The organism is Stappia sp., from assembly GCF_048261845.1.
Lineage (GTDB): Bacteria > Pseudomonadota > Alphaproteobacteria > Rhizobiales > Stappiaceae > Stappia.
The window spans coordinates 34,570-59,131 of sequence record NZ_JBLXFR010000025.1 but is presented as its reverse complement, the minus strand read 5'-3'; the positions used below and the strand labels follow the sequence as shown (position 1 = coordinate 59,131).

General features: G+C 65.7%; 20 protein-coding genes and 1 pseudogene. 16 read left to right on the top strand and 5 right to left on the bottom strand.

Going from position 1 to position 24,562, the window contains the following annotated elements; translation table 11 throughout:
- The 3 genes and pseudogenes from ACN0T5_RS12160 to ACN0T5_RS12150 all read left to right on the top strand — a co-directional run.
- A partial coding sequence (locus tag ACN0T5_RS12160; RefSeq protein WP_417768865.1) for a PQQ-binding-like beta-propeller repeat protein occupies nt 1-886 on the top strand: 886 nt, incomplete at its 5' end.
- Nucleotides 887-1,032: 146 nt separating this feature from the next.
- On the top strand, nt 1,033-2,499 hold the full coding sequence (der, locus tag ACN0T5_RS12155; protein ID WP_417768864.1) for a ribosome biogenesis GTPase Der: 1,467 nt from the start codon (nt 1,033-1,035) through the stop codon (nt 2,497-2,499).
- A 383-nt stretch (nt 2,500-2,882) separates the two neighbouring features.
- Nucleotides 2,883-3,962, top strand: a pseudogene (locus tag ACN0T5_RS12150) (adenylate/guanylate cyclase domain-containing protein); the annotation flags it as partial.
- Between the two features lie 44 nt (nt 3,963-4,006).
- On the opposite strand, the gene ACN0T5_RS12145 reads toward ACN0T5_RS12150, so the two are convergent.
- The gene (locus ACN0T5_RS12145) at nt 4,007-4,756 is read right to left on the bottom strand and encodes a DUF599 domain-containing protein (RefSeq protein ID WP_417768863.1); all 750 of its coding nucleotides are present in this window, start codon (nt 4,754-4,756) and stop codon (nt 4,007-4,009) included.
- A gap of 362 nt (nt 4,757-5,118) precedes the next feature.
- On the opposite strand from ACN0T5_RS12145, the gene ACN0T5_RS12140 reads away from it, so the two are divergent.
- Together ACN0T5_RS12140 and ACN0T5_RS12135 are read left to right on the top strand one after the other, a co-directional pair.
- A complete protein-coding gene (locus tag ACN0T5_RS12140; protein WP_417768862.1) occupies nt 5,119-6,603 on the top strand; it encodes a methyl-accepting chemotaxis protein in 1,485 nt (494 codons plus the stop codon).
- 987 nt (nt 6,604-7,590) lie between these two features.
- Nucleotides 7,591-8,004: a rhodanese-like domain-containing protein gene (locus tag ACN0T5_RS12135; RefSeq protein ID WP_417768861.1), complete on the top strand. Its 414-nt coding sequence runs from the start codon at nt 7,591-7,593 to the stop codon at nt 8,002-8,004.
- Nucleotides 8,005-8,010: 6 nt separating this feature from the next.
- On the opposite strand, the gene ACN0T5_RS12130 is transcribed toward ACN0T5_RS12135, so the two are convergent.
- Nucleotides 8,011-8,583 (bottom strand): hypothetical protein, encoded by a 573-nt coding sequence (locus ACN0T5_RS12130; protein ID WP_417768860.1) that lies wholly within the window; start codon nt 8,581-8,583, stop codon nt 8,011-8,013.
- A 107-nt stretch (nt 8,584-8,690) separates the two neighbouring features.
- Between ACN0T5_RS12130 and ACN0T5_RS12125 the strand changes: the two genes are divergently transcribed.
- The 3 genes from ACN0T5_RS12125 to ACN0T5_RS12115 all read left to right on the top strand — a co-directional run bounded on the left by ACN0T5_RS12125 (nt 8,691) and on the right by ACN0T5_RS12115 (nt 13,122).
- A complete protein-coding gene (locus ACN0T5_RS12125; protein WP_417768859.1) occupies nt 8,691-9,338 on the top strand; it encodes a glutathione S-transferase family protein in 648 nt (215 codons plus the stop codon).
- A gap of 150 nt (nt 9,339-9,488) precedes the next feature.
- Nucleotides 9,489-11,096, top strand: a complete 1,608-nt coding sequence (locus tag ACN0T5_RS12120) for a carboxyl transferase domain-containing protein (RefSeq protein WP_417768858.1) — start codon at nt 9,489-9,491, stop codon at nt 11,094-11,096.
- Between the two features lie 64 nt (nt 11,097-11,160).
- On the top strand, nt 11,161-13,122 hold the full coding sequence (locus ACN0T5_RS12115) for an acetyl/propionyl/methylcrotonyl-CoA carboxylase subunit alpha (RefSeq protein ID WP_417768857.1): 1,962 nt from the start codon (nt 11,161-11,163) through the stop codon (nt 13,120-13,122).
- 19 nt (nt 13,123-13,141) lie between these two features.
- Here ACN0T5_RS12115 and ACN0T5_RS12110 read toward each other — a convergent pair whose 3' ends face one another.
- On the bottom strand, nt 13,142-14,029 hold the full coding sequence (locus tag ACN0T5_RS12110) for an NAD-dependent epimerase/dehydratase family protein (RefSeq protein WP_417768856.1): 888 nt from the start codon (nt 14,027-14,029) through the stop codon (nt 13,142-13,144).
- 142 nt (nt 14,030-14,171) lie between these two features.
- Between ACN0T5_RS12110 and ACN0T5_RS12105 the strand changes: the two genes are divergently transcribed.
- Nucleotides 14,172-14,606, top strand: coding sequence for a DUF1489 family protein (locus ACN0T5_RS12105; RefSeq protein ID WP_417768855.1), 435 nt, complete (start codon nt 14,172-14,174; stop codon nt 14,604-14,606).
- Nucleotides 14,607-14,623: 17 nt separating this feature from the next.
- Here the strand turns inward: ACN0T5_RS12105 and panC are convergent, their stop codons facing one another.
- A complete protein-coding gene (gene panC, locus ACN0T5_RS12100; RefSeq protein ID WP_417768854.1) occupies nt 14,624-15,493 on the bottom strand; it encodes a pantoate--beta-alanine ligase in 870 nt (289 codons plus the stop codon).
- A gap of 170 nt (nt 15,494-15,663) precedes the next feature.
- Between panC and ACN0T5_RS12095 the strand changes: the two genes are divergently transcribed.
- Both ACN0T5_RS12095 and ACN0T5_RS12090 read left to right on the top strand, forming a co-directional pair.
- Nucleotides 15,664-16,389, top strand: a complete 726-nt coding sequence (locus ACN0T5_RS12095) for a VWA domain-containing protein (RefSeq protein WP_417768868.1) — start codon at nt 15,664-15,666, stop codon at nt 16,387-16,389.
- Between the two features lie 274 nt (nt 16,390-16,663).
- Nucleotides 16,664-17,377 carry a DnaJ domain-containing protein gene (locus ACN0T5_RS12090; RefSeq protein WP_417768853.1) on the top strand — a complete coding sequence of 238 codons (714 nt, stop codon included), beginning with the start codon at nt 16,664-16,666 and terminating at the stop codon, nt 17,375-17,377.
- Nucleotides 17,378-17,425: 48 nt separating this feature from the next.
- Here ACN0T5_RS12090 and ACN0T5_RS12085 read toward each other — a convergent pair whose 3' ends face one another.
- Nucleotides 17,426-18,958 (bottom strand): serine hydrolase, encoded by a 1,533-nt coding sequence (locus ACN0T5_RS12085; protein ID WP_417768852.1) that lies wholly within the window; start codon nt 18,956-18,958, stop codon nt 17,426-17,428.
- Nucleotides 18,959-19,548: 590 nt separating this feature from the next.
- Here ACN0T5_RS12085 and ACN0T5_RS12080 point away from each other — a divergent pair.
- The 5 genes from ACN0T5_RS12080 (at nt 19,549) to ACN0T5_RS12060 (ending at nt 24,481) form a co-directional block, all read left to right on the top strand.
- Entirely contained in the window at nt 19,549-19,878 is a 330-nt protein-coding gene (locus tag ACN0T5_RS12080) for a phasin family protein (RefSeq protein ID WP_417768851.1), read from the top strand.
- A gap of 549 nt (nt 19,879-20,427) precedes the next feature.
- Complete coding sequence (clpS, locus tag ACN0T5_RS12075; protein ID WP_306028376.1) at nt 20,428-20,757, top strand: ATP-dependent Clp protease adapter ClpS; 330 nt, start codon at nt 20,428-20,430, stop codon at nt 20,755-20,757.
- A 9-nt stretch (nt 20,758-20,766) separates the two neighbouring features.
- Nucleotides 20,767-23,199 (top strand): ATP-dependent Clp protease ATP-binding subunit ClpA, encoded by a 2,433-nt coding sequence (gene clpA / locus ACN0T5_RS12070; protein ID WP_417768850.1) that lies wholly within the window; start codon nt 20,767-20,769, stop codon nt 23,197-23,199.
- A gap of 143 nt (nt 23,200-23,342) precedes the next feature.
- Complete coding sequence (locus ACN0T5_RS12065) at nt 23,343-24,131, top strand: AzlC family ABC transporter permease (protein WP_417768849.1); 789 nt, start codon at nt 23,343-23,345, stop codon at nt 24,129-24,131.
- The gene (locus ACN0T5_RS12060) at nt 24,128-24,481 is read left to right on the top strand and encodes an AzlD domain-containing protein (RefSeq protein WP_417768848.1); all 354 of its coding nucleotides are present in this window, start codon (nt 24,128-24,130) and stop codon (nt 24,479-24,481) included. The genes ACN0T5_RS12065 and ACN0T5_RS12060 overlap by 4 nt, the downstream gene beginning before the upstream one ends.
- Nucleotides 24,482-24,562 lie beyond the last annotated feature (81 nt).

Sequence of the window (24,562 nt, the reverse complement as noted above, 5' to 3'; positions counted from 1 at the left end):
CCCCGAGGGCGAGCGTGACGTTGCCTCCGGCGGCGGTGTTGCGGCCGAGGGCAACCGCGTCTTCGCGGCGACCGGCTACGGCCAGCTCGTGGCGCTCGATGCCGGCTCCGGCGCGGTGATCTGGAACAAGGATATCGGGGCTCCGGCCCGTCAGGCTCCGGCCGCCTCCGGCGACGTGGTCGTCGCCGTCACCCAGACCGGCGAGGTCCATGCGGCCGCGCAGGGCGACGGCGAGGAGCGCTGGACCTATAGCGGCATCGCCGAGAACAGCGGGTTGCTTGCCTTCGCCAACCCGGCGATTGCCGGCGGCACCGTGATCGTGCCCTTCACCTCGGGCGAGGTGATGGCTCTCGATCTCAAGAGCGGCGAGCCGAAATGGATCGAGGGCGTGACCCGTTCCTATCGCACGCGCGCCGTTTCCGGTTTCGCCGACGTGGCCGCAAGCCCGGTCGTCGTCGGCGACATGGTCTATGCCTCGGGCGTGTCCGGCCGGCTGGTGGCCTCGAAGCTGCGCACCGGCGAGCGGGTCTGGGAGCAGGATGTCGGATCGCTTCACACGCCGATCGTTTCGGGCAATGCCGTGTTCCTGATCGACATCGAGGACCGCATGGTGGCCATCGACCGGCGCAACGGCGAGGTGCTGTGGCGCACTGTGCTGCCGAATGTCGAGGGCAAGAAGAAGCGGATCAACTGGGCCGGGCCGGTGCTGGCGAGCGGCGTTCTCGTCGCCGTGTCGAGTGACGGTCGCATGGTCCGCATCGACGCCGCGTCGGGCCGGATCGCCGGCACGTCGTCGACGTCCGAAGATATTTACGTGACGCCGATCATCGCCGGCGGACGGATGGTGACCATCACCTCCAAGGGCGACGTCGTCGCGTTCAACTGACACGAACGGGCGCTGGCGCCCGTTCTCATGTAACCTTCCCGCATCCCGCGTCGCCATGGCGCGGGATGCATTCGTTCTTGCCGGATGCCCGAACCGGGACAATCATGTCGCGGCTCGGGCTTTCGCTTTGCCGGGATCTGGATACCGTGCCTGCCAAAATCGCAATCATCGGGCGGCCGAATGTCGGCAAGTCCACACTCTTCAACCGCCTTGTCGGCAAGCGCCTGGCGCTGGTCGACGACACGCCGGGCGTCACCCGCGACCGCCGGGCCGGGGATGCCAAGCTCGGCGACCTGCGTTTCACCATTCTCGATACCGCCGGTCTCGAGGAGGCGGACGCGCGCAGCCTCGAGGGCCGCATGCGCGCCCAGACCGAGGAGGCCATCGCCGCTGCCGACGCGGTCCTCTTCGTCATCGACGCGCGCGCCGGCCTGACGCCCAGCGACAGCCATTTCGCCAACATGCTGCGGCGGACCGACACGCCTGTCGTGCTGATCGCCAACAAGGCGGAAGGCCGCTCGGGCGAAGGCGGTCTCTACGAGGCCTTCAGTCTCGGTTTCGGCGACCCGATCGCCATGTCGGCGGAGCACGGCGAGGGGCTTGCCGATCTCTACCGGGTGCTGCTGCCGATCGTCGATGCGGCCGACGCTGCCGACGAGGCGGCGGCGACGGAAAAGGAAGCGGTCGCCGCGGGCGAGATCGCCGTCACCGATGTCGATGTGGTGACCGAGGACGAGGACGAGGAGCCGGTCGACACGGGTCCGGCAGCGGGCAGCTCGACACGCCCCTTGCGCATTGCCGTGGTCGGCCGTCCCAACGCCGGCAAGTCGACGCTGATCAACCGGTTTCTGGGCGAGGAGCGACTGCTGACGGGCCCCGAGGCCGGCATCACGCGCGATTCCATTTCCGTCGACTGGGTCTGGCGCGACAAGCACGTGAAGATCTTCGATACGGCCGGCATCCGCCGCAAGGCGCGGGTGCAGGAAAAGCTGGAGAAGCTCTCCGTTGCCGATGCGCTGCGGGCGATCAAGTTCGCCGAAGTGGTGATCGTCACGCTCGATGCGACCATTCCCTTCGAGAAGCAGGACCTGCAGATCATCGATCTCGTCGCCCGCGAGGGCCGGGCGCTGGTCATCGCCATCAACAAGTGGGACCTGATCGAGGACCACGCCGAGACGATGCAACGCATTTCCGATGCGTCCGAGCGCTATCTCAACCAGATCCGAGGCGTTCGCATCGTCACCATGTCGGGCCTGCACGGGCGCGGGCTGGACAAGCTGATGGATGCGGCCTTCCAGTCCTACGACATGTGGAACCGCCGTGTCTCGACCTCGCGGCTCAACCGCTGGCTCGACGGCGTGCTGGTCCATCATCCGCCGCCGGCCGTTGCCGGGCGCCGGGTGAAGCTGCGCTACGTGACCCAGGTGAAGGCGCGTCCGCCGCATTTCGTCATCTTCTGCTCGCGGCCCGAAGTGCTGCCGGAAAGCTACACCCGCTACCTCGTCAACGGCTTGCGCGAGCGGTTCGAGATGCCCGGCACGCCGATCCGGCTCAGCTATCGCAAGGGCGACAATCCGTATGCGGCAAAGGCCCGCAAGCGCAAGATCCAGTAACCCGCCGACCCTGGTGTGGCGGGTTCGACGGTCGCTCAAGGCGGGCTGCGAGGCGAAGCGGACTTCAGGTCCGGGTGACCGGGCGGGAACCGTCCTTGTCGCCGGGCCGGGCTCGCAAATGCGCGAGGCGCTGGGGCAAGTTGCGAACGGGTCTTTTTTTGGCCGACCTTGATCCCCATCTTGCGGATGACGCGGGGCCGGCAGGGCCCCGCCCGATGCCGGCTGCCGACGAGGGATTCGCTCGCGGCTGCCGGTCAGGTCAGGCTGGGACGACCAATCCGCTTCCGCGAGGGTGCGGATCGGCCGCCCCAGGACATCCGTACGAACAAGGGCCGGAGCCCCGCGCGGTTGGCGGGGGCACCGGCGATCCGGGGACGTGAAGCATGACAATCAGTGCAAGTCTCATCGCAGCCGAAGTCATGGAATGGCTTCATGGCGATGCGGTGCGGATCGAGGATGCCTCGATGCTGGTGGAGACGCTGGCGATCCGGCTCAACGATGCCGGCGTGCCGGTCGATCGGGTCACCACCGGCATTTCCATCCTGCATCCCAACGTGCGCACCGAGGGCATCACCTGGACCGCGGATGCGGGCACCGAGCTGCGTCGCTACATTGAAACCCCGGAGAGCCTCAAGGCCTACGACAACAGCCCGTTCAAGGTGGTCTTCTCGGAGAACCGCAGCGTACGGATACGTCTGTGCGGGCCGGATCCGCTGCCCGGCTACGGCATCGTGCCGGAGCTGGTCGAGGCCGGGTACACCGATTATGTCGCGCTGCCGCTTCCCTTTTCCGACGGCTCGATCAAGGGCGTCACCTTTGCGACCCGGGTCGGGGGCGGTTTCTCCAGCGCGCAGTTGTCGCTGTTCGAGACGATCGCCCGCCCGCTGGCCCTTCTGTGCGAGCTTCAGACCCTCAAGAGAATGAGCCACACGCTGCTCGACACCTATGTCGGGCGGCGGGCCGGCGCGCGCGTGCTGGCCGGCACGGTCAAGCGTGGCGACGGCGAGACGATTTCGGCGGTGGTCGGCTTCTTCGACCTGCGAGGCTTCACGGAACTCTCCAACACGCTGCCCGGCGACAAGCTGGTCGGCCTGCTCAACGCCTATTTCGATGCGGTTTCCCGGGCGGTCGAGGCGCATGACGGCGAGGTTCTGAAGTTCATCGGCGACGAGGTCATGGCGGTGTTTCCCTATGGCTGCGAGGAAAGCGCCCGCGATGCCGCGAGGCAGGCACTTCTGGCGGCGCGCGAGGCGGGGGAGAACATCTCGGAGATCAACCGCACCTGTTGCGAGAGCTCCCCGGCGCTGCGGGTCGGTATCGCCCTGCATGCGGGCGATGTCTTCTTCGGCAATGTCGGCGCGGAGGCGCGGCTGGACTTCACGGTCGTCGGGCCGGTGGTCAACCTGGCCTCGCGGATCGCCGGGCTGACCCGGGAGCTGGACCAGGACATTCTCGTCTCCGAGACCATCGCCGATCTGATGAGCTGCCATGCCGGCGCGCTCGGCCATTACCGGGTGAAGGGGTTCGTCGATCCCGTTTCGGTCTTCATGCCGCCGGTCGGCGCGATCGGCGCCGACGGGAGCTGGTGCAGCGACGCCGCCAGCATCCTGGCTTGCGAGGCGAACTGACGCCGCGCCAGCACGGCAAGCACGAAGAATGTCGTGGCGACGAACAGGCGCGGGTCGACGAACCACCCGAGATAGCCGATCGAGAAGAAGAAGGCCCGCTGGCCGCGGTTGAAGTGGTTTCCGGCCAGCACCATCACGCCGGCCGCCTTGTCGGCGAAGGTCTCGCGCGCGGCGGGATCCATCTCGTCTTCCGGCATCGCCCCCATCAGGATGGTGGCGTAGTTGAACAGCCGGTAAGCCCAGCCGAACTTGAAAAAGGCATAGGCGTAGATCAAGGTCAGGCCGATGACCTTGATCTCCCAGTTGGCGACGCTGCCGCCACTTTCGAGCCCCAGGTCGCTCATGATCCTGAGCACCGAATCCGTCGAGGTCAGCAGCGCAAAGCAACCGCCGATGGCAAGCAACGAGGTGGAGGCGAAGAAACCCGTGCCTTGCTGCAGTCCGGCGGCGATCCCCACATCCATGATCCGGACCGGTCGGCGGCTCATCGTGCGCATCCAGCCGTGGCGATGCCGGTCCATCTGGTAGGAAAGCGTCCGTCGTTTCAGCGGCGACAGCTCGACCAGCACATTGAAGCCGAGCCAGGCCGCGATGAACCAGGCAAGCGCGGCCAGATCCGTTGTCGACATGTCGATCATCTCACTGCTCTTCCGTCCGTCAAGTGCCGTGCGATCTGTGCCGGTCAGCGATACCAACCGTCCGGCAAGAGCGCAACTCTCTCTGATCGAATCCTGTATCGATAAAAAGTAGAAATCATCGTTTTTATTGGAGGAACCCGATTTTTTCCGAATATTTTCCATTTTTCACGATATTCATCTGAATGGAAACTCAAGTTCCTGAATTTCATCTCGTTTATAGACGTGTATTATATATTTAGGAAGGGCGATTGTTTGATTTTCCTCCGCGTAAACTGATATTTTTGCGGATGCCGTTAACGTTGTTTCAGGGATCTTCGGGGCAAGCTCTCCCAAAACAACGGAGATGTCCGGCAATGGTCACTGTGCATATGTTCTACGACAAGAAGAAAGCCCTCCTTGATGCGATCGGCCAGTCACAGGCGATGATCGAGTTCACTCCGGAGGGCAGGATTCTTGCCGCCAACGGCAATTTCCTGGCGGCGGTCGGCTACAGCCTCGAGGAAATCCGGGGCAAGCACCACAGCATGTTCGTCCGGCGGTCCGAGCGTGAAAGCGACGATTACAGGAAATTCTGGGAGAGCCTGGCGCGCGGCGAGGCGCATACCCGCGAGTTTCGCCGCCTCGGCAAGGGCGGTCGTGACGTCTGGTTGCAGGCTTCCTACAATCCTGTCTTTGACAGGGCCGGGCGCACCGTGATGGTGGTCAAGCTTGCCACCGACATCACCGCGGAGAAGCGCCGCAGCCTGGAAACGTCCGGCGAGATCGCGGCCATCCAGCGCTCGCAGGCCGTTATCAGCTTCGACATGGATGGAACGATCCTTGATGCGAACCCGAACTTCCTCGATGCGATGGGGTATCGCCTGGAGGAGATCAAGGGCAGGCATCATCGCATGTTCGTTGGCACCGAGCATGCGGAGAGCGCCGAGTACCGGCAGTTCTGGGACAACCTGCGGGCCGGCAAGTTCCAGGCGAACGAGTATCTGCGCTTTGGCAAGAACGGCAAGGAAGTGTGGATCCAGGCGACCTATAATCCGATCCTCGACGAGGACGGGCAGCCTGTGAAGGTGATCAAGTTCGCCACCGACCGCACCGCCCAGGTGCTGATGCGCAGGCACCGCGAGAAGGTCCAGAAGCAGATCGACGCCGATCTCGATTCCGTCGCCATGTCGATCGCGCAGGCGAATGTGCAGGCGACCGACGCCTCGTCTTCGTCCCTGCAGGCATCCGCCAATGTGCAGGCGGTCGCCACCGCGACAGAGGAACTCGCGACCTCGATCGACGAGATCACCCGGCAGGTCAATCAGGCCATGGAGGTTGCTCAGCGCGCCGTCGTCGAGGCCCAGCAGTCGACCTCCGTCATGTCGGGCCTTGCCGCCGACGCGCAGAAAATCGGCAAGGTCCTGGAACTGATCGACAACATCGCCGGCCAGACGAACCTGCTGGCGCTGAACGCGACGATCGAGGCGGCGCGCGCCGGCGAGGCGGGCAAGGGCTTCGCGGTGGTCGCCAACGAGGTCAAGAGCCTGGCATCGCAGACGTCGAAGGCGACCGAGGACATCAACGCCCAGATCGTCTCGGTGCAGAATTCGTCATCCCTCGCGGAGACCTCGATCCAGGCGATCATGGGCATCATCGAGGAAATCAGCGGCATCTCGGCCAATGTCGCGACGGCGATCCAGGAGCAGTCGAGCGTCACCCGCGACATCTCCGGCAACATGCAGCAAGCCTATACGGGCGTCGAGACGATCACCCGCAACATGCAGCACCTGTCGCAGGAGACCAGCCGGGTCGAGCAGGCGACGGCCAAACTGCGCGAGGCCTCGCGCTCCATCGCGTGAAGTCCGTTGCCGGGCGGGGAGGCGGGCGCCGGTCGCTCCGGTCCCCGGTTCCTGGAAAAGCGGGTAGACTTGCGGGATGACACGGGGGGAAGGCGTCTCTTTCCGGCGGGAAACCCGACATGGACGCGGACGGACGGGTTGCCCTGGTCGGCGGCGGCTCTCCCGAATACCTGGAACTGGTCGCCGATCCGGGCGTGAAGAAGGTGCCGGGCATCCGTTCGCCGCGGAAAAAGTAATCCCCGGAATTCGTCTGAAGCTGCATGATTTCGGCCTGTTCCGGGGAGCTGCGCTCGCCGTCCGGCGGGCTATCCCCGTTCGCTGCCCGCCCGGTGACGCCCGGGCTGCGGGCGCGATCACGACATGCTTCGTGCAATTTTCGATATTTCAGGCGACAATTTTTCGAAAATATTGTTCGGAACGGCCGAAATTGCACAGGTTCCGGCGCCGGAAGCTCGGTGTTTCCGACAGGGGGCGGGGATGCATCTTGCGGCGAGATTGCTCTCCGGCATGCGCGACGCGCACGGCAGGTCGCACATTTTTTGCGCTTGCGAAAAGATTGCCAAATCGTTAAATCCGCGTTCAGACCGAAGGCGGCACGGGGGCAATTCGTTCGCCGCGACAATCGGACAAAAGGACTTCAATGGACGAACAGGTTCAAAAATCCTGTTGGGGCGTAACGGCTTGGGCCGTTCTCCTGGCAGGTGGCATTCTCGCGCTCATGTATGTGTTCGGCGGGGATGTGTCTTCCGCGACCGTGGTCGCGGTGCAGTAAATCCCGCGAGAGGTCCGGACAGATCCGGACCGGCGCGCGACAGGGATCACGACCGGCGAAAACGACCGGTGAGGGATCAGAGGTTTTCAGAACAGGGCGCGGGGATACTCCCCGCGCCCTTTTTGCGTTTCCCGGGAATAGCCGCTTGTCATCGGGCCTCGGTGCGGAAACACTTGCCCCGAACAACAGGCAAGAGCGCCGAGGGGAGGTCCGCGATGGCTGCAAAAATCGTCAAGGGATACAAAGCGCTTCTGGAGGAAGCCAATGCCGTCATCGAGACGCTGGGTGCGGCCGAGGCGGTCGCCCTGCATGGCGACGAGGCCGTGACCTTCGTGGATATCCGCGATGTGCGCGAGTTGCAGCGCGAGGGCAGGGTGCCGGGCGCCCTGCATGTGCCGCGCGGATTGCTGGAGTTCTGGGTCGATCCGGACAGCCCCTATTTCAATCCGGCTTTCGGCGAGGACAAGCGTTTCGTCTTCTTTTGCGCTGCCGGCTGGCGTTCGGCGCTCGCGACCCGCGCCGTGCAGGAGATGGGGCTTGCGCCGGTCGCCCATGTCGAGGGCGGGTTCGGTGCCTGGCGGGAAGCTGGAGGGCCGGTCGAGGAGCCGGAGGCAAGAGCGAAAAGCTAAGCCATTTCAATCCGCAAGAGCGGAAGGGGAGGGCCGGGCCCGGTGCGCGGGACGATCCTGGGGACGGTTGCGGACCGTCATCTGGCGGAAGATCATCTGGCGCAGCTTGCGCACGCCCGAGGGCGTGCTGGAGAGCATCCCGGCATAGGTCTCCGTGTCGAGTTCGAAGAGGACAAGCGTGACGGGGCCGAGCTCCGGCCAGTCGACTTCCGCGCCCCATGTGGGAACCTCGGCGAGGGTAGGCTGGCCGGTGATCGCGGGTATGTCCTCGCGGGCGAGCGTAATCCCTGTTTCCACGGGCCACTCGATATGTGCCAACCCGCTCGGAATTCGCCAAAGTTTCAAGGGTGTACCGATGTCGAGCGTCAACTCGCCGCCATCGTCGGAAAGGTCGATATGCACGAGTCGCTGATCGAAGCTGGTCGGCTCGACGACAATCTCGCCGCCCTCGCGTGCCAGCGTGGCGGTGTTGGCAAGCCGGTAGGCGACCGGCTCCGCCCGCAGGGGGACAAGGCCCGACAGCGCGGCGATGCCTGCGGCGGCGAGCAGGGCGAGGAGGGAGCGGGAAACTTGCAACATCAGCGTGTTCATCCGAATCTGACCCTGCGGGGCCGGTCGGGAACAATCTAGCCTCCGCATATTTACGAAGGCTTGCTCATTCGTTTGCAAAAGGCAGGGCATATCGCATGAAACTGGTGATCGGCAACAAGACCTATTCCTCCTGGTCGCTCAGGGCCTGGCTTGCCGCGCGGCTGACCGGCCATCCGTTCGAGGAGGTGCTTGTTCCTCTCGACACGCCGGAATTTGCGAGCCAGATCCGCGAGATAACGCCGGCGGCCCGGGTTCCGGTGCTGATCGACGACGACGTCACCGTGTGGGATTCGCTCGCCATCATCGAGTATCTGGCCGAACGGTTCCCGGATGCAGGCCTGTGGCCGGCCGGGAGGGCGGTGCGTGCCCATGCCCGGGCGATCTGCGCCGAGTTCCATTCCGGCTTTTCCGATCTGCGCGGGCATTACCCGATGAACCTGCGCCGCGCGCCGGCGCTTCATCCCGCGCGGCCGGATGCGTCGCGCGACATCGAGCGTGTGCGCGAGATCTGGCGCGCGTGCCGCAGCGCGCATGCGGGTGAGGGGGATTTCCTGTTCGGTGCCTTTTCCGCGGCCGATTGCTTCTATGCGCCGGTCGTTACCCGCTTCCTGACCTACCTGTTGCCGATGGACGAGACCGAGCATGCCTATGCCGAGGCGGTGATGGCGCATCCCCTCATGCGTGAATGGAGGGCGTCGGCAGCGCGGGAGACATGGGTCCTGTCCGCCGAAGAGGTGGATTAGAGAATAACCAAGTATCTGTATAAAAACATGAAAATTGATGCTATTGACTAAAACGTAAGCGTCATTCAATGTCTGCGCGACATTCGATGACGGCGGCGCGGGGAGGGAGCTTCCGGGCACCCGCGCGACACCAAACGGGGGGACGACCAGGTGGCGATCCTGCGCAGCAATTCCACGATCCAGGGTCCCGAGGTGGAGGCCAATCGCGCCGCCTGGGACGAGATCCGCGCCGATCTTGTCGACAAGCGGCGGACCGCCGCGCTCGGCGGCAACGAGCGGGCCCGCGAGCGGCACCTGTCGCGCGGCAAGTTGCTCCCGCGCGAGCGCGTCGCCCGGTTGCTCGATCCCGGCAGCCCGTTTCTCGAAATCGGGGCGCTCGCCGCCCATGGCATGTATGGGGACGCGATCCACGGGGCCGGGCTTATCACCGGCGTCGGCCGGGTCTCGGGCCGGGACTGCATGATCGTGTGCAACGATGCCACCATCAAGGGCGGCACCTATTATCCCATGACGGTCAAGAAGCACCTGCGGGCGCAGGAGATCGCCATGGAGAACCGGCTTCCGTGCATCTATCTGGTCGATTCCGGCGGCGCCAACCTGCCCAACCAGACCGAGGTCTTCCCCGACCGCGACCATTTCGGCCGCATCTTCTTCAATCAGGCGACCATGTCCTCCATGGGCATTCCGCAGATCGCCGTGGTGATGGGGTCCTGCACGGCGGGCGGCGCCTATGTGCCTGCAATGTCCGACGAAACCATCATCGTGCGGCGACAGGGGACGATCTTCCTGGCCGGCCCGCCGCTGGTCAAGGCGGCGACCGGCGAGGAGGTCTCGGCCGAGGATCTGGGCGGCGCCGACGTGCATGCCCGCGTTTCGGGCGTTGCCGACCACTATGCGGTCGATGACGACCAGGCGCTGGCCCAGGCGCGCGGCATCGTCGCCAACCTGAACACGGTCAAGGCACCGGACCTGGCCCTGTCCCCGGCGCGTGCGCCGCTGGTCGACCCGAGCGACCTCGACGCGGTGGTGCCGGTCGACCTGAAGAAGCAATACGATATCCGCGAGGTGATCGCCCGCATTGTCGACGGCTCGCAGCTCGACGAGTTCAAAGCGACCTATGGCACGACGCTGGTCACCGGGTTCGCCCGCATTCAGGGTATCCCCGTCGGCATCATCGCCAACAACGGCATCCTGTTTTCCGAATCCGCGCTCAAGGGCGCGCATTTCGTCGAGCTGTGCTGCCAGCGGCGCATTCCGATCCTGTTCCTGCAGAACATCACCGGCTTCATGGTCGGACGGGAATACGAGGCCGGCGGCATTGCCAAGGACGGTGCCAAGCTGGTCACCGCGGTCGCCTGCGCCAAGGTGCCGAAGATCACGGTGATAGTCGGCGGCTCCTATGGTGCCGGCAACTACGGAATGTGCGGGCGCGCCTACTCTCCGCGCTTCCTGTTCATGTGGCCCAATGCGAGGATTTCCGTGATGGGCGGCGAGCAGGCGGCCAGCGTTCTGGCGACCGTCAAGCGCGACAATATCGAGGCCGATGGCGGCAGCTGGAGCGTCGAGGAGGAAACGGCCTTCAAGACGCCGATCCGCGAGAAATACGAGGCGGAGGGCCACCCCTACCACGCCACGGCGCGGATGTGGGACGATGGCATCATCCTGCCGGAGGAAACCCGCACGGTGCTCGGCCTTGCCCTGTCCGCGACCCTCAATGCGCCGGTTCCCGAGACCCGGTTCGGCGTCTTCCGCATGTAATCCCCGCTGCGGGCCGTTTCGCCGGCTCGTGCAAGCCAAGCCTTTTACAACGAGGACCCATCCCATGCTGGAGTCGGTGCTGATCGCCAATCGCGGGGAAATCGCCTGCCGCATCATCAAGACCGCGCGCCGGCTCGGTCTGCGCACCATCGCCGTCTATTCGCAGGCCGACCGCGATGCGTTGCATGTGCGCATGGCCGACGAGGCGGTGGCGATCGGCCCGGCGCCGAGTTCGGAAAGCTATCTGGTCGGCGAGCGGATCCTCGACGCAGCCAGACGGACGGGCGCGGCCTCGATCCATCCCGGTTATGGCTTCCTTTCGGAAAACGCAGCCTTTGCAGAGGCTTGCACGGCGGCCGGCATCGTCTTCGTCGGCCCGTCGGCGGCGGCGATCCGTGCCATGGGTCTCAAGGACGGGGCCAAGTCGCTGATGGAAAAGGCCGGCGTGCCGGTGGTGCCGGGCTATCACGGCGACCGGCAGGAGGCCGAGTTCCTCAAGCAGAAGGCCTACGAGATCGGCTATCCGGTCTTGATCAAGGCGGTTGCCGGGGGCGGCGGCAAGGGCATGCGCCGGGTGGACAAGGCGATCGAGTTCGAGGCCGCGCTTGCCTCCGCGCAGCGCGAGGCGAAGTCCGCCTTTGGCGATGCCCGCGTCCTGATCGAGAAATTTGTCCTCAACCCGCGCCATATCGAGATCCAGGTCTTCGGCGACGGCAGGGGCAATGCCGTGCATCTTTTCGAGCGCGACTGCTCGGCGCAGCGCCGCCACCAGAAGGTGCTGGAGGAGGCGCCGGCTCCCGGCATGACCGCCGAGACCCGCGCTGCCATGGGCGCGGCCGCCGTCGCGGCGGCGAAGGCCGTCAACTATGCGGGCGCCGGCACCATCGAGTTCATCGCCGACGGCTCGGGCAGCCTGCGACCGGACGGCTTCTGGTTCATGGAGATGAACACGCGGCTGCAGGTGGAGCACCCGGTGACCGAACTGGTGACGGGGCAGGACCTTGTCGAGTGGCAGTTCCGGGTTGCCTCGGGCGAAGGCATGCCGCTGGGGCAGGACGAGATTTCCCTGTCGGGCCATGCGGTTGAGGTGCGGCTTTACGCCGAGGACCCGGATACGGGCTTCCTGCCCTCGACCGGGCGTCTCGACCTTCTCGACCTGCCGGGCGGCGAGGGCATCCGCATCGACACCGGTGTCGAGACGGGCGCGGAAATCTCCGCCTTCTATGATCCGATGATCGCCAAGATCATTTCCCACGGGCCCGACAGGGCAAGCGCGCTCGACCGGCTGGCGGCGGCCTTCGACCGCTCGCTGATCGCCGGGCCGAAGAACAATCTCGCCTTCCTTTCGGCGCTGGTTGCCCATCCCGAGGTGCGTGCCGGCGGTTTCGACACCGGCCTGATCGACCGGGACCTGGCGGTTCTCACGAGCGGGGCTGTGTCCGACGCGACGATCGCGGCGCCCGCTGCCGCGCTGGTTGCGCCGGCCGGGACGGACAACGAGCCGGCGGGTTGGCGCGATCCCTTTGCCGCGACAAGCGGTTTCGAGATGGCCGGCCCGCGCCGGTCCGGCGTTCCGGTCGAGGTTGGGGGCGAGCCGCGTCTCGTCACGCTTGGCTGGCGCGGCGGGCAGGCTGGGGGGAGCGGTCCGGACACGGGGCAGGAGGCCGCCACCGCCGGGGTGACGGGGCGCGTGGTGCGCGCCGGGGCGGATGTCTACGCCATCGAGGGCGGGCGTGCGGTGCGCGTGACGCTTGTCGACCAGCTGTCCCGCGCCGCCGACGATGCGGAGGGAGCTGCGGCGATCAAGGCGCCGATGCATGGCAAGGTGATCGCCGTCGATGTGGCGCCGGGCGATGTCGTCGCCAAGGGCGCGCGTCTTGCCGTGGTCGAGGCGATGAAGATGGAGCACGCCATCACCGCGCCGCGCGACGGCACGGTGGAGGCCGTTTTCGTCAGCGAAGGAGGGCAGGTGGATCAGGGCGCGCCTGTGGTGGCGCTGGCGGAAGAGGAAGAGGCGTCTTCCTGACGCCTGCGATGGCGCCCTCTCAGGAGGGCGCCGCGACGAGTGCGGCGACCAGGCTTTCCGCATCGGTGAAACGCGGTTGCCAGCCGAGCAACCGTCTTGCGGTCTCTCCGGAGGCGCGCTGCGACAGGGCGTAGCCGGCGGCGATGTCGAGATCAGGCGGGGCGTCGGCGGCAGCGGGCTCCTGTTCCAGCCGTATGTCCGCGCCCTTGCGCCGCGCGACGAGGGCGGCGAGATCGCCGGCGGCGACCGCCTCGATGCCGCAACCGATCACCTCCACGCGCCGATCCGATTCCACTGCCAGTCTATAGAGATCCGCAAGGTCGCCCGCCTCGACCAGCGGCCACAGCGTGCCCGCCCTGGCGCGGGTCGCGAAGGGTTCTCCGCTGTCCGCCGCCCTGGCCATGTCCGCCACCGGACCGCTGTCCGGGGCGCAGACAAGCGCGGGATGGACGACCGCCAGCGACAGGCCGTCGACCGCCTCCAGCTTTCGTATCGCCGCCGCGACATGGGTGAAGGCCGGGATCGGCGCGTAAGGCACGGTCTCGTCCAAGGGGGCTGGCAGGTTTTCCGGATAGAGCCAGATGCCGCCGGTATGGACGAGGCGGAACGGCGTCTTGCGACCGGGAACGGCCCGCGCGAGGGCCTCGACGAGCGCCGCCTCGGCTGTTTGCGCGTCCGCATCGAAACTGCTGGCGAGATGGATGAGAGCATCGCCGGCCAGGGCGGTGTCGAGCCACTCGGCCAGCTTGCCGACGTCGCCGCGCACCACCCGGGCGCCGGCCTCCCGCAGCAGGGCGGCGCTTCTATCCGAGCGGGCAAGGGCGGTGACGCGGTTGCCGCGCCCGATCAGTGAGGAGAGGACGGCGCGCCCGATCGTGCCCGATCCGCCAGTGAGAAAGATGTTCATGGGCAGGCAGATAGGTCGGCCCGACGCACGTGCAAGCGCTGCCATGGCCGACTGAGCGCGAAATCGTCATCGCCTGTGCATAGCGGGCAAGGCGACAGCCTTGCGGGTTTGCCGGCGCGCGCCAGGCCCTATAACTGGGGGCATGGCGCTGAACCTTCTCAAACTCTGTGTTGGCGTGGACTCCATCGAGGATATGCAGGCCTCGATCGACTTCCGGTTGGAGGAGAAGCGCGCCAGCGGCGCGCCGGTCGAGCAGTATCACACGACGCGGATGGTGCCCTCGCGGCGTGACGAGCTCCTTGACGGCGGTTCGCTTTACTGGGTGATCAAGGGGTCGATCCAGGTGCGCCAGTTTCTCACCGACATCCGCCCCTTTACCGATGCTGCCGGCATCAAGCGCTGCCATCTGGTGCTGGAGCCGGTGCTGCATCCGACACGGCCGCAGCCGCGCCGTCCGTTCCAGGGCTGGCGCTACCTCACGGCCAAGGATGCGCCGCCCGATATCCGCAAGCTGGAGGGGGGCGGCGACATTCCCGACGCGATGCGCCGGGAACTGGCCGAACTCGGCCTGATCTGACGCGACCTGCGAGGCGCTCAGCGCCAGCCGGTCGTGGGGCGGGCGACGCTCATGTTGTCGATGAGCCGGGTCTGGCCCAGCTTTGCGGCGACGAGCAGGCGGGCAGCATTGGTGCCTTTCGGGTCGACCGGCGCCAGCGTCTCGGCGTCCCTGAGTTCCAGATAGTCGACCGTGAAGCCTCCTTGCGTGAGCCGCGCCATGCCCTGTGCGAGGACGGTGGCGGCCTCTTCGCCGGCGGTGATGCGTTCGACGGCTTCACCGAGCACCTGTGGGATGAGGGATGCCGTCCGGCGGTCATCGGCGCCCAGATAGCGGTTGCGTGAGGACATCGCGAGACCGTCTTCCTCGCGCACTGTCGGGCCGCCCAGGATCGTCACCGGAATGTGGAGATCGCGGACGAAGCGCCGGATGACGCAGAGCTGCTGGTAGTCCTTTTCGCCGAAGATCGCGACATCGGGAAGCGCGGCGAGAAGCAGCTTGGTGACGACCGTGGCAACCCCGCCGAAGAAATGCGGGCGGGTGGTGCTTTCCAACCCTTCGGCCGGACCGCCGACCGATACGGCCGTTGCGAAGCCTTGCGGATAGACTTCCTTTGCCGGCGGCATGAAGACACCCTCGACGCCAAGCCCGGCCAGCAGCTTCAGGTCGGCATCCGAATCGCGCGGATAGGCGTCGAAATCCTCCGTCGGGGCGAACTGGGTCGGGTTGACGAAGATCGACACGATGATGTGTCCAGCGTGCTCTCGCGCGGCGCGCACCAGCGACAGGTGTCCTTCGTGCAGGGCCCCCATGGTGGGAACGAGCGCGACGCGCTTGCCCTTTGCCCGCGCCGCGTCAACGGCCTGGCGCATGTCGGCAACGGTCTCGTAAATCTTCGGCCCGATCATTCTTCCGGTATCCTCCCGCACAGGTCGCCGGTCCCGCGCCGGCGCCGGGTACGCTGTTTAGCGTCTTTTGCGGGCAGGGTTTGGTTTTTTACGCGATGGGCGCCATATGAAATTCGACTGCCCGCAGGCGGTGCGCAAGATGAGGGGACGAGGTGGCAGACGAGCGCAAGATGGAGACGACACGCAGCCGCGCGCCGGCCGGGACCACCGGCGGCACGCCGCCCGCCGCCTCGGCGCGCAGCGAGATCGCGGCGTTTCTCGGCGCGGCAAAGGAGACGCGCGATCTTGCACAGGCCGGGCGGCTGGTGATCGCGCTCGACGCCACGATGAGCAGGCAACCCACCTGGGACCGGGCCTGCACGATCCAGGCGGAGATGTTCGCGGCCGCCGGCAAGGTCGGCGAACTTGCCATGCAGCTTGTCTATTTTCGCGGCTTCGGCGAATGCGCCGCCTCGAAATGGGTGAGCGATGCCAGGGCCTTGGCCGGACTTATGACCGGGATCGACTGCCGGGGCGGACAGACCCAGATCCGCAAGGTCCTGCGCCACGCAATCGACGAGACGAAGCGGCGCAAGGTGCAGGCGCTGGTCTATATCGGCGACTGCGTCGAGGAGGATGTCGACGCGCTCTGCGCAAGGGCGGGCGAACTGGGGTTGCTCGGCGTTCCCGCCTTCGTCTTCCAGGAAGGCAGGGACGGGCACGCGGAAGCGGCCTTTCGCGAGATCGCCCGGCTGACCGGAGGCGCGCATTTCCGCTTCGACAGTTCCTCGGCAAGGGAACTCGCCGATCTTCTCAAGGCAACGGCCGTCTATGCCACGGGCGGGCGGGGCGAGTTGGAGAAGCTGATGCGGGGCGGCGACGGCAGTGCAGGGAAACTGCTGTCGCATCTGCGCTGAGAACAGCTCCCGGAGCGTGCATGTCGAAAAGCCGCCTGTTCTGATCCCCGTCGCGTTTGCCTCGGCTTCCTGCCGGGTCTAACGGAAGGGCGCTGGCCTGTCTCCGGCGCGCCGTGCGACTGCGTCTCGGTCGGAGCCGGGACGTCGACGGTGCCGACAGTCGAGGGCGCGCGGCGGTCAAAGCAGTGCGCAGGGGCAAACGCGGTCTCGAAGGGACGGCTTTCCGTCCCTATATTCGTGGCCGTGGCACACTGGATCCAAGGGGACGAAGCGAATGGGATATCTGCTGCTCGGCGTCGGAGCGCTCGGCCTTTTTCTGGCCTTCGCGCAGATGGTCACGCGGAGCAACCCGTCCGATCTTGCCCGGCACGCGAAGACAGTCGGAGGCGTGGCCTTGCTGGTGCTGGCGGTCGTGTTTCTCGTCCTGCGACGGATCGACCTTGCGATGCTGGCGGGCGGCGGCGGGCTGACGCTTCTGGGTCTGCGCGGCGCGCGCGGCTTTCGCCCTGCAGGAAACGGTTCGGCCGGCGCGGGCGCCGGCCAGGTTTCGGTCGTGAGATCCGCCTATTTCGAGATGCGCCTCGATCACGAAAGCGGGGCAATGAACGGGGAGGTGCTGGCGGGCCGGTTCGAGGGCAGGGCGCTTGACGGGATATCGCGCGCCGAGCTCGTCGAGCTCTACCGGGAGACGGCCGCCGATGGCGACAGCCGGGCCTTACTTGAAGCTTATCTCGACCGCCGGGAGCCCGGCTGGCGTGTAGACTTCGATGCGGATACCACAGCGGGGCATGGACCCGCGCCGGGCGCGGGCGCCATGACCGAGCAGGAGGCCTACCAGGTTCTGGGGCTTGCGCCCGGCGCCGGCGAGGCGGAAATCCGGGCGGCGCATCGCCGTCTTATGAAGCGTCTCCACCCCGACCAGGGAGGAAGCGGATTTCTCGCTGCCAAACTCAACGAGGCGAAGGACCTGCTTCTCGATCGTCATTGAACTCACCAATACGCGTGACAAAGTGATTTCTGGCGGTGCGGTCTGCCGTTACTGGTAGACCGCGTAACAGTTGAACCGCTTGCGCTTCAGGCTGCTGCAGGCATTCCAGGCAGCGGTCTTGGTCTCGAAGCCGACAAAGCGGGCGCGGTAGAGCGTGGTGCCACCCGATTCGACCGGTTCGGTGTAGGGGTCGTAGCCGCGCAGGCCGGAGCCGAGCGCGCCCTTGGCCTTCTTCAGCATGGCGATTGCGGCATCCTCGGACTCGGCCGCGGCGATCTGCACCTGCCAGCCGGGAACGGGGTCGGCGGCATTGTTGGCGGCGACCGTCACGGAGGCGTTGGCCGGCACATCGGGCAGATCCGGCGCCGTCGCGGCGGGAGCGGCGGCCGCCACCGCGTCGGGCTTGGCCGAGATGCGGATGGTCTGGGTCTTGACGCTGCGCACGGCCGGCGCACGCGGTGCGGCAACGGGTGCGCGCGGCGCGTTGAGCGAGGCGACCTGCAGGGCCTTCTGGCGGAGCATCGCCTTGAGGTCGGGCTTCTGTGGGACCGGGATGATCGAACCGGTGATGATCTCGGCCTGGTCGGGCTTGCTCGCCTGGGCAAGCTGGATGAGCTGCGCCTGCGGCTTGATGTCGGGAACCGGCACGTTGCGCAGTTCGGCATAGGCGAGCGGCTTCGGTGCCGCCACGGCCGGCGCACTGGCAACGAGGGCCGGGGCCGTCCGCTTGCCGCGGGTTGCCTTGGGCAGGTACTGACTGATCAGCTTCTTCATCTGGGCATTGCGCGAGGCGCCGGAGCGGCCGCCCATCACGACGGCGACGATGTGCCGGCCGCCGGTCTTGACGTTGGTCACCAGGTTGAAGCCCGAGGCGCGGATGTAGCCGGTCTTGATACCGTCAACGCCCTTCACACGGCCGAGAAGGCGGTTGTGATTGCCATAGCGGCGACCCTTGTAGGTGTAGGAGCGGGTTCCGAAATACTTGTAGTATTTGGGAAAACGGTCCTGGATGGCGCGTCCGAGAAGGGCCATGTCGCGCGCTGTCGTGATCTGCTTGGAGTTCGGCAGGCCCGACGGGTTGTGGAACGTCGTGCGCTTCATGCCGATCTGGCGGGCCGTGCGGGTCATCCGCTTGGCGAATGCCGGCACCGAACCGGAGACGTTCTCGGCAACCACCACGGCGACGTCGTTCGCCGACTTGGTGACCAGCGCCATGATCGCGTCCTTGACCCGGATCGTGCTGCCCTTGCGCAGGCCCAGCTTGGACGGCGGGCGGCTCGCGGCATGGGCGGACACTTTCAGCGGTGTCTGCAGCGACATGCGACCGGCCTCGAGTTCCTCGAACAGGACGTAGAGCGTCATGATCTTGGTCAGCGAGGCGGGATACCGCTTGGTGTCAGCCTTGTAGCTGTAGAGCGTGCGTCCCGACTTCACGTCGACGACGATCCCGGAATATTTGGAATTGGCGAATGCGGGAGCAGACAGGGCTGCCGTGAAACCGAGGGCCAGACCGGCAACGATCGTTCCGCGAAACCCGATTGCCATGGCGCGCCATGCACGCCGCACACCTTTACTCAGCACAATGTCACCCCATCGGGTCAGGTGTTTCGTGAGCGGAGACGTCGGGCCCCCGCCGGTCCCGGCCGCTCGTCTCCGCGCGTCATCTCAAGCATGCTCGAAATACGGTTACGAATGTCCAAACATGATCGAACAGGAAAACCGATTTCCGAGATTTTCAGCCGATTTGTCGTCGGCGTCTTGTGAGCGAAGAGTCGCAAATGGCAGTTAATGTGCCGTTACCGACGGGTCGGCAAATTGCTCGCAAATCGTGCGGCAAGCGGTCCGCAATCGCAAGGCTTGCCGAAAATGCCCGCGCGCGCGGGCACTTGGCCGCCGGACAGTGGTCGGAACAGGCCGCGGTCCGCGGTGTTTCCCATGCGGAATGTTTATGTTGCACTGCAAAATGGATTCTTGACAAAATTTTGTGCAGCGCATATATCTGGTGACGTTACCAGGCGCTCGACGTCGAGGCGTGCCCCGCGGCCGATCCCAGGGATCGGCTCACGGACGACAGGACATTCGGGCACATGACATGTCGCCGGATTGACGATGTCGGTCCGCGGGCAGGCACACGGCCATCGCGCCAAACTCAACGCTCAGAGGTCACTATGATGAACAATTTCGAAGACATCCAGAAGCTCGGCAAGGACAACATGGACGTCATGATGCAGAGCTTCGGCGTCATGACCAAGGGCTTCCAGGCGATCGCGTCGGAAGTTGCCGATTACCAGAAGAAGTCCTTCGAGGAAGGCTCCGCCGCCGTTGAGAAGCTGGTCGGGGCGAAGTCCCTGGACAAGGCGTTCGAGGCGCAGAGCGACTACGTCAAGACCGCCTACGAGGGCTTTGTCGGCGAAGTCACGAAGATCGGCGAGATGTATTCCGAGATCGCCAAGGACGCCTACAAGCCCTACGAGGACGTGCTGGCGAAGGTCGGCAAGTAAGCCTCACCGTCTCCCAAGACGATCGCAGGCGGCTTCGCGCCGCCCGAACATCCCGCGTTCCATGGACGCGGGATGTTTGCGTTTTTGCCCGCGCCCGTCGCGGGTTTTTGCGTTTGGCGACAGGGGATCGTCCGGCATCTGCAACAAATCGACGTGTTGCGAAGACGAACGCGTGTTGGCAGCATTGAGGTTGGCGACGGATGCCATACATTAAGAAACGAAGCGGTTGGCCTGTCCTGCTTCGGCAGGCAGCCGGAAGGCCAGCTGCACCAGCGTCGGACAGGCCTGGCATCGAAGCCGCAAGGTGCTGTCCGCAGAGGCCGGGCGGCAGCCGGGGACAAGACAAACGTTCCGACTCCGGCGATGCTACCAAAGGCGGGCGGTGTTCCGGCACCGCCGCGGCCAGCGGGACAGCCCGACGCGAACGCAACCGCCGGCGTGGCCGGCAGACCGAACGAAGGACGCGTATGTGACCGCAGCGAAGACGACAACACGGGTGCCCGCACCGGCCGCGACACCCGGCTGCGGAACAGGGGCGATGGAGAGGCAATGACGAACGGACCGAAACGCGGCGATGGCGACGACACGGGCAACCTGGTCGTTACCAAGACGCGGACCGTCGCCAAGCGGCCGAACCTTTATCGCGTCCTGCTCTTGAACGACGACTACACACCGATGGAATTCGTCGTGCACGTGGTGGAGCGGTTCTTTCAGAAGAACCGCGAGGAAGCCACGCGCATCATGTTGCACGTCCATCACCATGGCGTCGGGGAATGCGGTGTCTTTACCTACGAAGTGGCGGAGACCAAGGTCACGCAGGTCATGGACTTTGCCCGCAAACACCAGCATCCTCTGCAATGCGTGATGGAAAAGAAATAGGGGTCGCCCGTGCCGTCATTCTCTCGAAGCCTTGAAAAGGCCCTGCATCAGGCACTCTCGTTTGCCAACGAGCGCCAGCAGGAATACGCGACCTTGGAACACCTGTTGCTGGCCCTGATCGACGATCAGGACGCGGCCGCGGTGATGCGCGCCTGCAGTGTCGATCTCGACACGCTGAAGCGGAACCTGGTCGAATATATCGATACCGAGCTGGAGAACCTCGTCATCGACGGGGACGACGATTCAAAACCGACAGCCGGATTCCAGCGCGTCATCCAGCGCGCGGTGATCCATGTCCAGTCGTCGGGCCGCGAGGAGGTGACAGGGGCCAACGTGCTCGTGGCGATTTTCGCCGAGCGCGAGAGCCATGCCGCCTATTTCCTGCAGGAGCAGGACATGACCCGCTACGACGCGGTCAACTACATCTCGCACGGCATCGCCAAGCGGGCGGGCATGTCCGAGGCCCGGCCGGTGCATGGCGCCGAGGAGGAGGCGACGATCGAGGAAGGCGCGGAAAAGCCCAAGCAGAAGACGGATGCGCTCGAAGCCTATTGCGTCAACCTCAACGAGAAGGCCAAGTCCGGCCGCATCGACCCCCTGATCGGGCGCGCGGCCGAGATTTCGCGCACCATCCAGATCCTTTGCCGCCGCTCCAAGAACAATCCGCTCTTCGTCGGCGATCCCGGCGTCGGCAAGACGGCGATTGCCGAAGGCCTTGCCAAGCGCATCGTCGACGGCGACGTGCCGGACGTGCTGATGGATGCGACCATCTTTTCGCTCGACATGGGCGCGCTGCTCGCGGGAACCCGCTATCGCGGCGACTTCGAGGAGCGGCTGAAGCAGGTCGTCAAGGAGATCGAGGACTATCCCGGCGCGGTGATGTTCATCGACGAGATCCATACGGTGATCGGCGCCGGCGCCACGTCGGGCGGGGCGATGGATGCCTCGAACCTGCTCAAGCCGGCGCTTGCCTCCGGCTCGATCCGCTGCGTCGGCTCGACCACCTACAAGGAATACCGGCAGTTCTTCGAGAAGGACCGGGCGCTGCTGCGCCGGTTCCAGAAGATCGACGTGAACGAGCCGACGATTTCCGACACGGTGGAGATCCTCAAGGGGCTGAAGCCCTATTTCGAGACCTTCCACAAGGTCCGTTACACCAATGACGCCATCAAGACGGCGGTGGAACTGTCGGCGCGCTACATCAACGACCGCAAGCTGCCCGACAAGGCCATCGACGTGATCGACGAGTCGGGCGCCTCGCAGAAGCTCGTTCCCGAAGGCCGGCGGCGCAAGACCATCGGCGTCAAGGAGATCGAGACCACGGTCGCGACCATGGCCCGCATCCCGCCGAAATCCGTTTCCAAGTCGGACGAGGAGGTTCTGTCGAATCTCAACGCGACGCTGAAGCGGATGGTCTATGGCCAGAACGACGCGATCGAGACCCTGTCTTCGGCAATCAAGCTCTCCCGTGCGGGCCTGCGCGAGCCGGATAAGCCGATCGGCAACTACCTGTTCTCCGGTCCCACCGGCGTGGGCAAGACCGAGGTCGCGCGCCAGCTTGCCGCCTCGCTTGGTGTCGAGCTGCTGCGCTTCGACATGTCGGAATACATGGAGCGGCACACGGTCTCGCGGCTGATCGGCGCGCCTCCGGGCTATGTCGGCTTCGACCAGGGCGGCCTGCTGACGGACGGCGTCGACCAGCATCCGCACTGTGTGCTCCTGCTCGACGAGATCGAGAAGGCGCATCCGGACCTGTTCAACATCCTGTTGCAGGTGATGGACCACGGCCGGCTTACCGACCACAACGGCAAGCAGGTCGACTTCCGCAATGTCATCCTGATCATGACGACCAATGCGGGTGCGTCCGACATGGCCAAGGAGCCGATCGGCTTCAACCGGGTCAAGCGCCAGGGCGAGGACCAGGAGGCGATCAACCGGCTGTTCACCCCGGAATTCCGCAACCGGCTCGATGCGGTCATTGCCTTCGGCTCGCTGCCGACCGAGGTCGTGCACCGGATCGTCGAGAAGTTCGTCATGCAGCTCGAGGCCCAGCTTGCCGACCGCGGCGTGACGTTCGAACTGACGGAGAACGCCATCGCCTGGCTTGCCGACAAGGGCTATGACGAGCGCATGGGCGCCCGTCCGCTTGCCCGGGTCATCCAGGAGCACATCAAGCGGCCGCTGGCCGACGAGGTGCTGTTCGGCAAGCTGCGCAAGGGCGGCACGGTCAAGGTGTCGGTGTCCGAGGATGCCGCCGGTCTCCTGCTGGAGAGCGTCGAGGAGACGCCGGTCAAGCCGAAGACGGAGAAGGCAAAGGCCGCCAAGCCGAAGCGTCGCCGCAAGCCGGCCGCCAAAAAGGCCGAAGCGGTCGAGCCGACGCCGAAAAAGGGCGGCGGCTCCTCCAAGAAGAGCCTGGTCCCGAAGGTTCCACTGGCCGATTGAGGCCAAAGGTCTCGGATTTTCGTGCAGACGGCGCCCCTTGCGGCGCCGTTTTGCTTTTCGCCGCGTTGCTGCTAGGTAAGAGGTCTCCCTCAGGCGGTCCGCTTACGTGTTGAGTCGGCCGCATCGATCCCGGTTTCCTGCCCATGCCGACGCCCCCGTCCGCGCCTGATTCATCCGCGCCCGATCCTTCCGACCCGCTCGCATCCGATGCGGTGGAGGGCCCGGTTTCCGCCCGTGTCTGGGCGCTGCGCGGCATGCGGGCAGCCGTTTCCATCCCTGCGCTGATCCTGACCGCCGCCTTTGTCGGTTATGCGGGTCTGGCCCGCGAAAGCGGGCTGACGCTCGGCGAGACGCTGGCGATGGCGGGCCTTGTCTGGGCGCTGCCGAGCATCGTCGTGCTGACCGGGGCCATCTCGGCCGGTATGGGGCTGTTTCCCGCCGCCGTTGCGGTGGCGCTGGCTTCCGTGCGCCTGATGCCGATGACCATGGCGTTGATGCCGATCATCCGCGTCGAGGGCAAGACGCGGAAATGGCATCTTCTGATCGCCTCGCATTTCGTCGCGGTGACCGCCTGGGTCTTTGCCATGCGCAATCTGGAAAACTATCCGCGCGAGGCCCGGCTGCCGTTCTTTCTCGGCTTTGGCGGCAGCCTGACCGGTTTCGTCTTCTGCATGACCGGCGTTGCCTATCTCCTGGTCGAACGGATGCCGGTGCTCCTGGCCGGGGCGCTGTTCATGCTGACGCCGGTCTATTTCGTCTGTTCCTTGTGGGGGGCGGCGCGCGCCGCGGCCGACAAGGCGGCGATGATCGCAGGGTTGGCGCTTGGCCCGCTCTTCCATCTGCTTCTGCCGGGTCTCGACCTTCTGTGGACCGGACTTGTCGGCGGCACGATCGCCTATGGCGTGACGCGGGCCTGGCGGAGGTTCTCATGACCGGTGCCGGCGATATCTGGTGGTGGCCCTATGTGATGATCCTCGTCGCCGGTTGGCTTGCAACCGACGTGTGGCGCTGGCTGGGCGTTTTCGCCAGCGGGCGGATGCGCGAGGACAGCGAGGTGATGGTCTTCGTGCGGTGCGTCGCCACGGCCCTCGTGGCCGGCGTGATCGCCAAGCTGATCCTGTTTCCGACAGGTGCGCTCGACAATGCGCCCGTGGCTCTCAGGATCGGGGCGGCCGTCTGCGGGTTTGCCGCCTTCTTCGCCTCGCGGCAGAAGGTCGTGGTCGGGGTTGCTGTCGGCGAGGTCGTTCTGGTCGGCGGCTGGCTGCTGCTCGGCATCGGCTAGCGCGGCTGCTCGTCGAAGACTGCTGACACAAGGCTGTCAGGAGGGGGCTGATAGGACCCGTGTCGACGGCGCGAGGGCGCG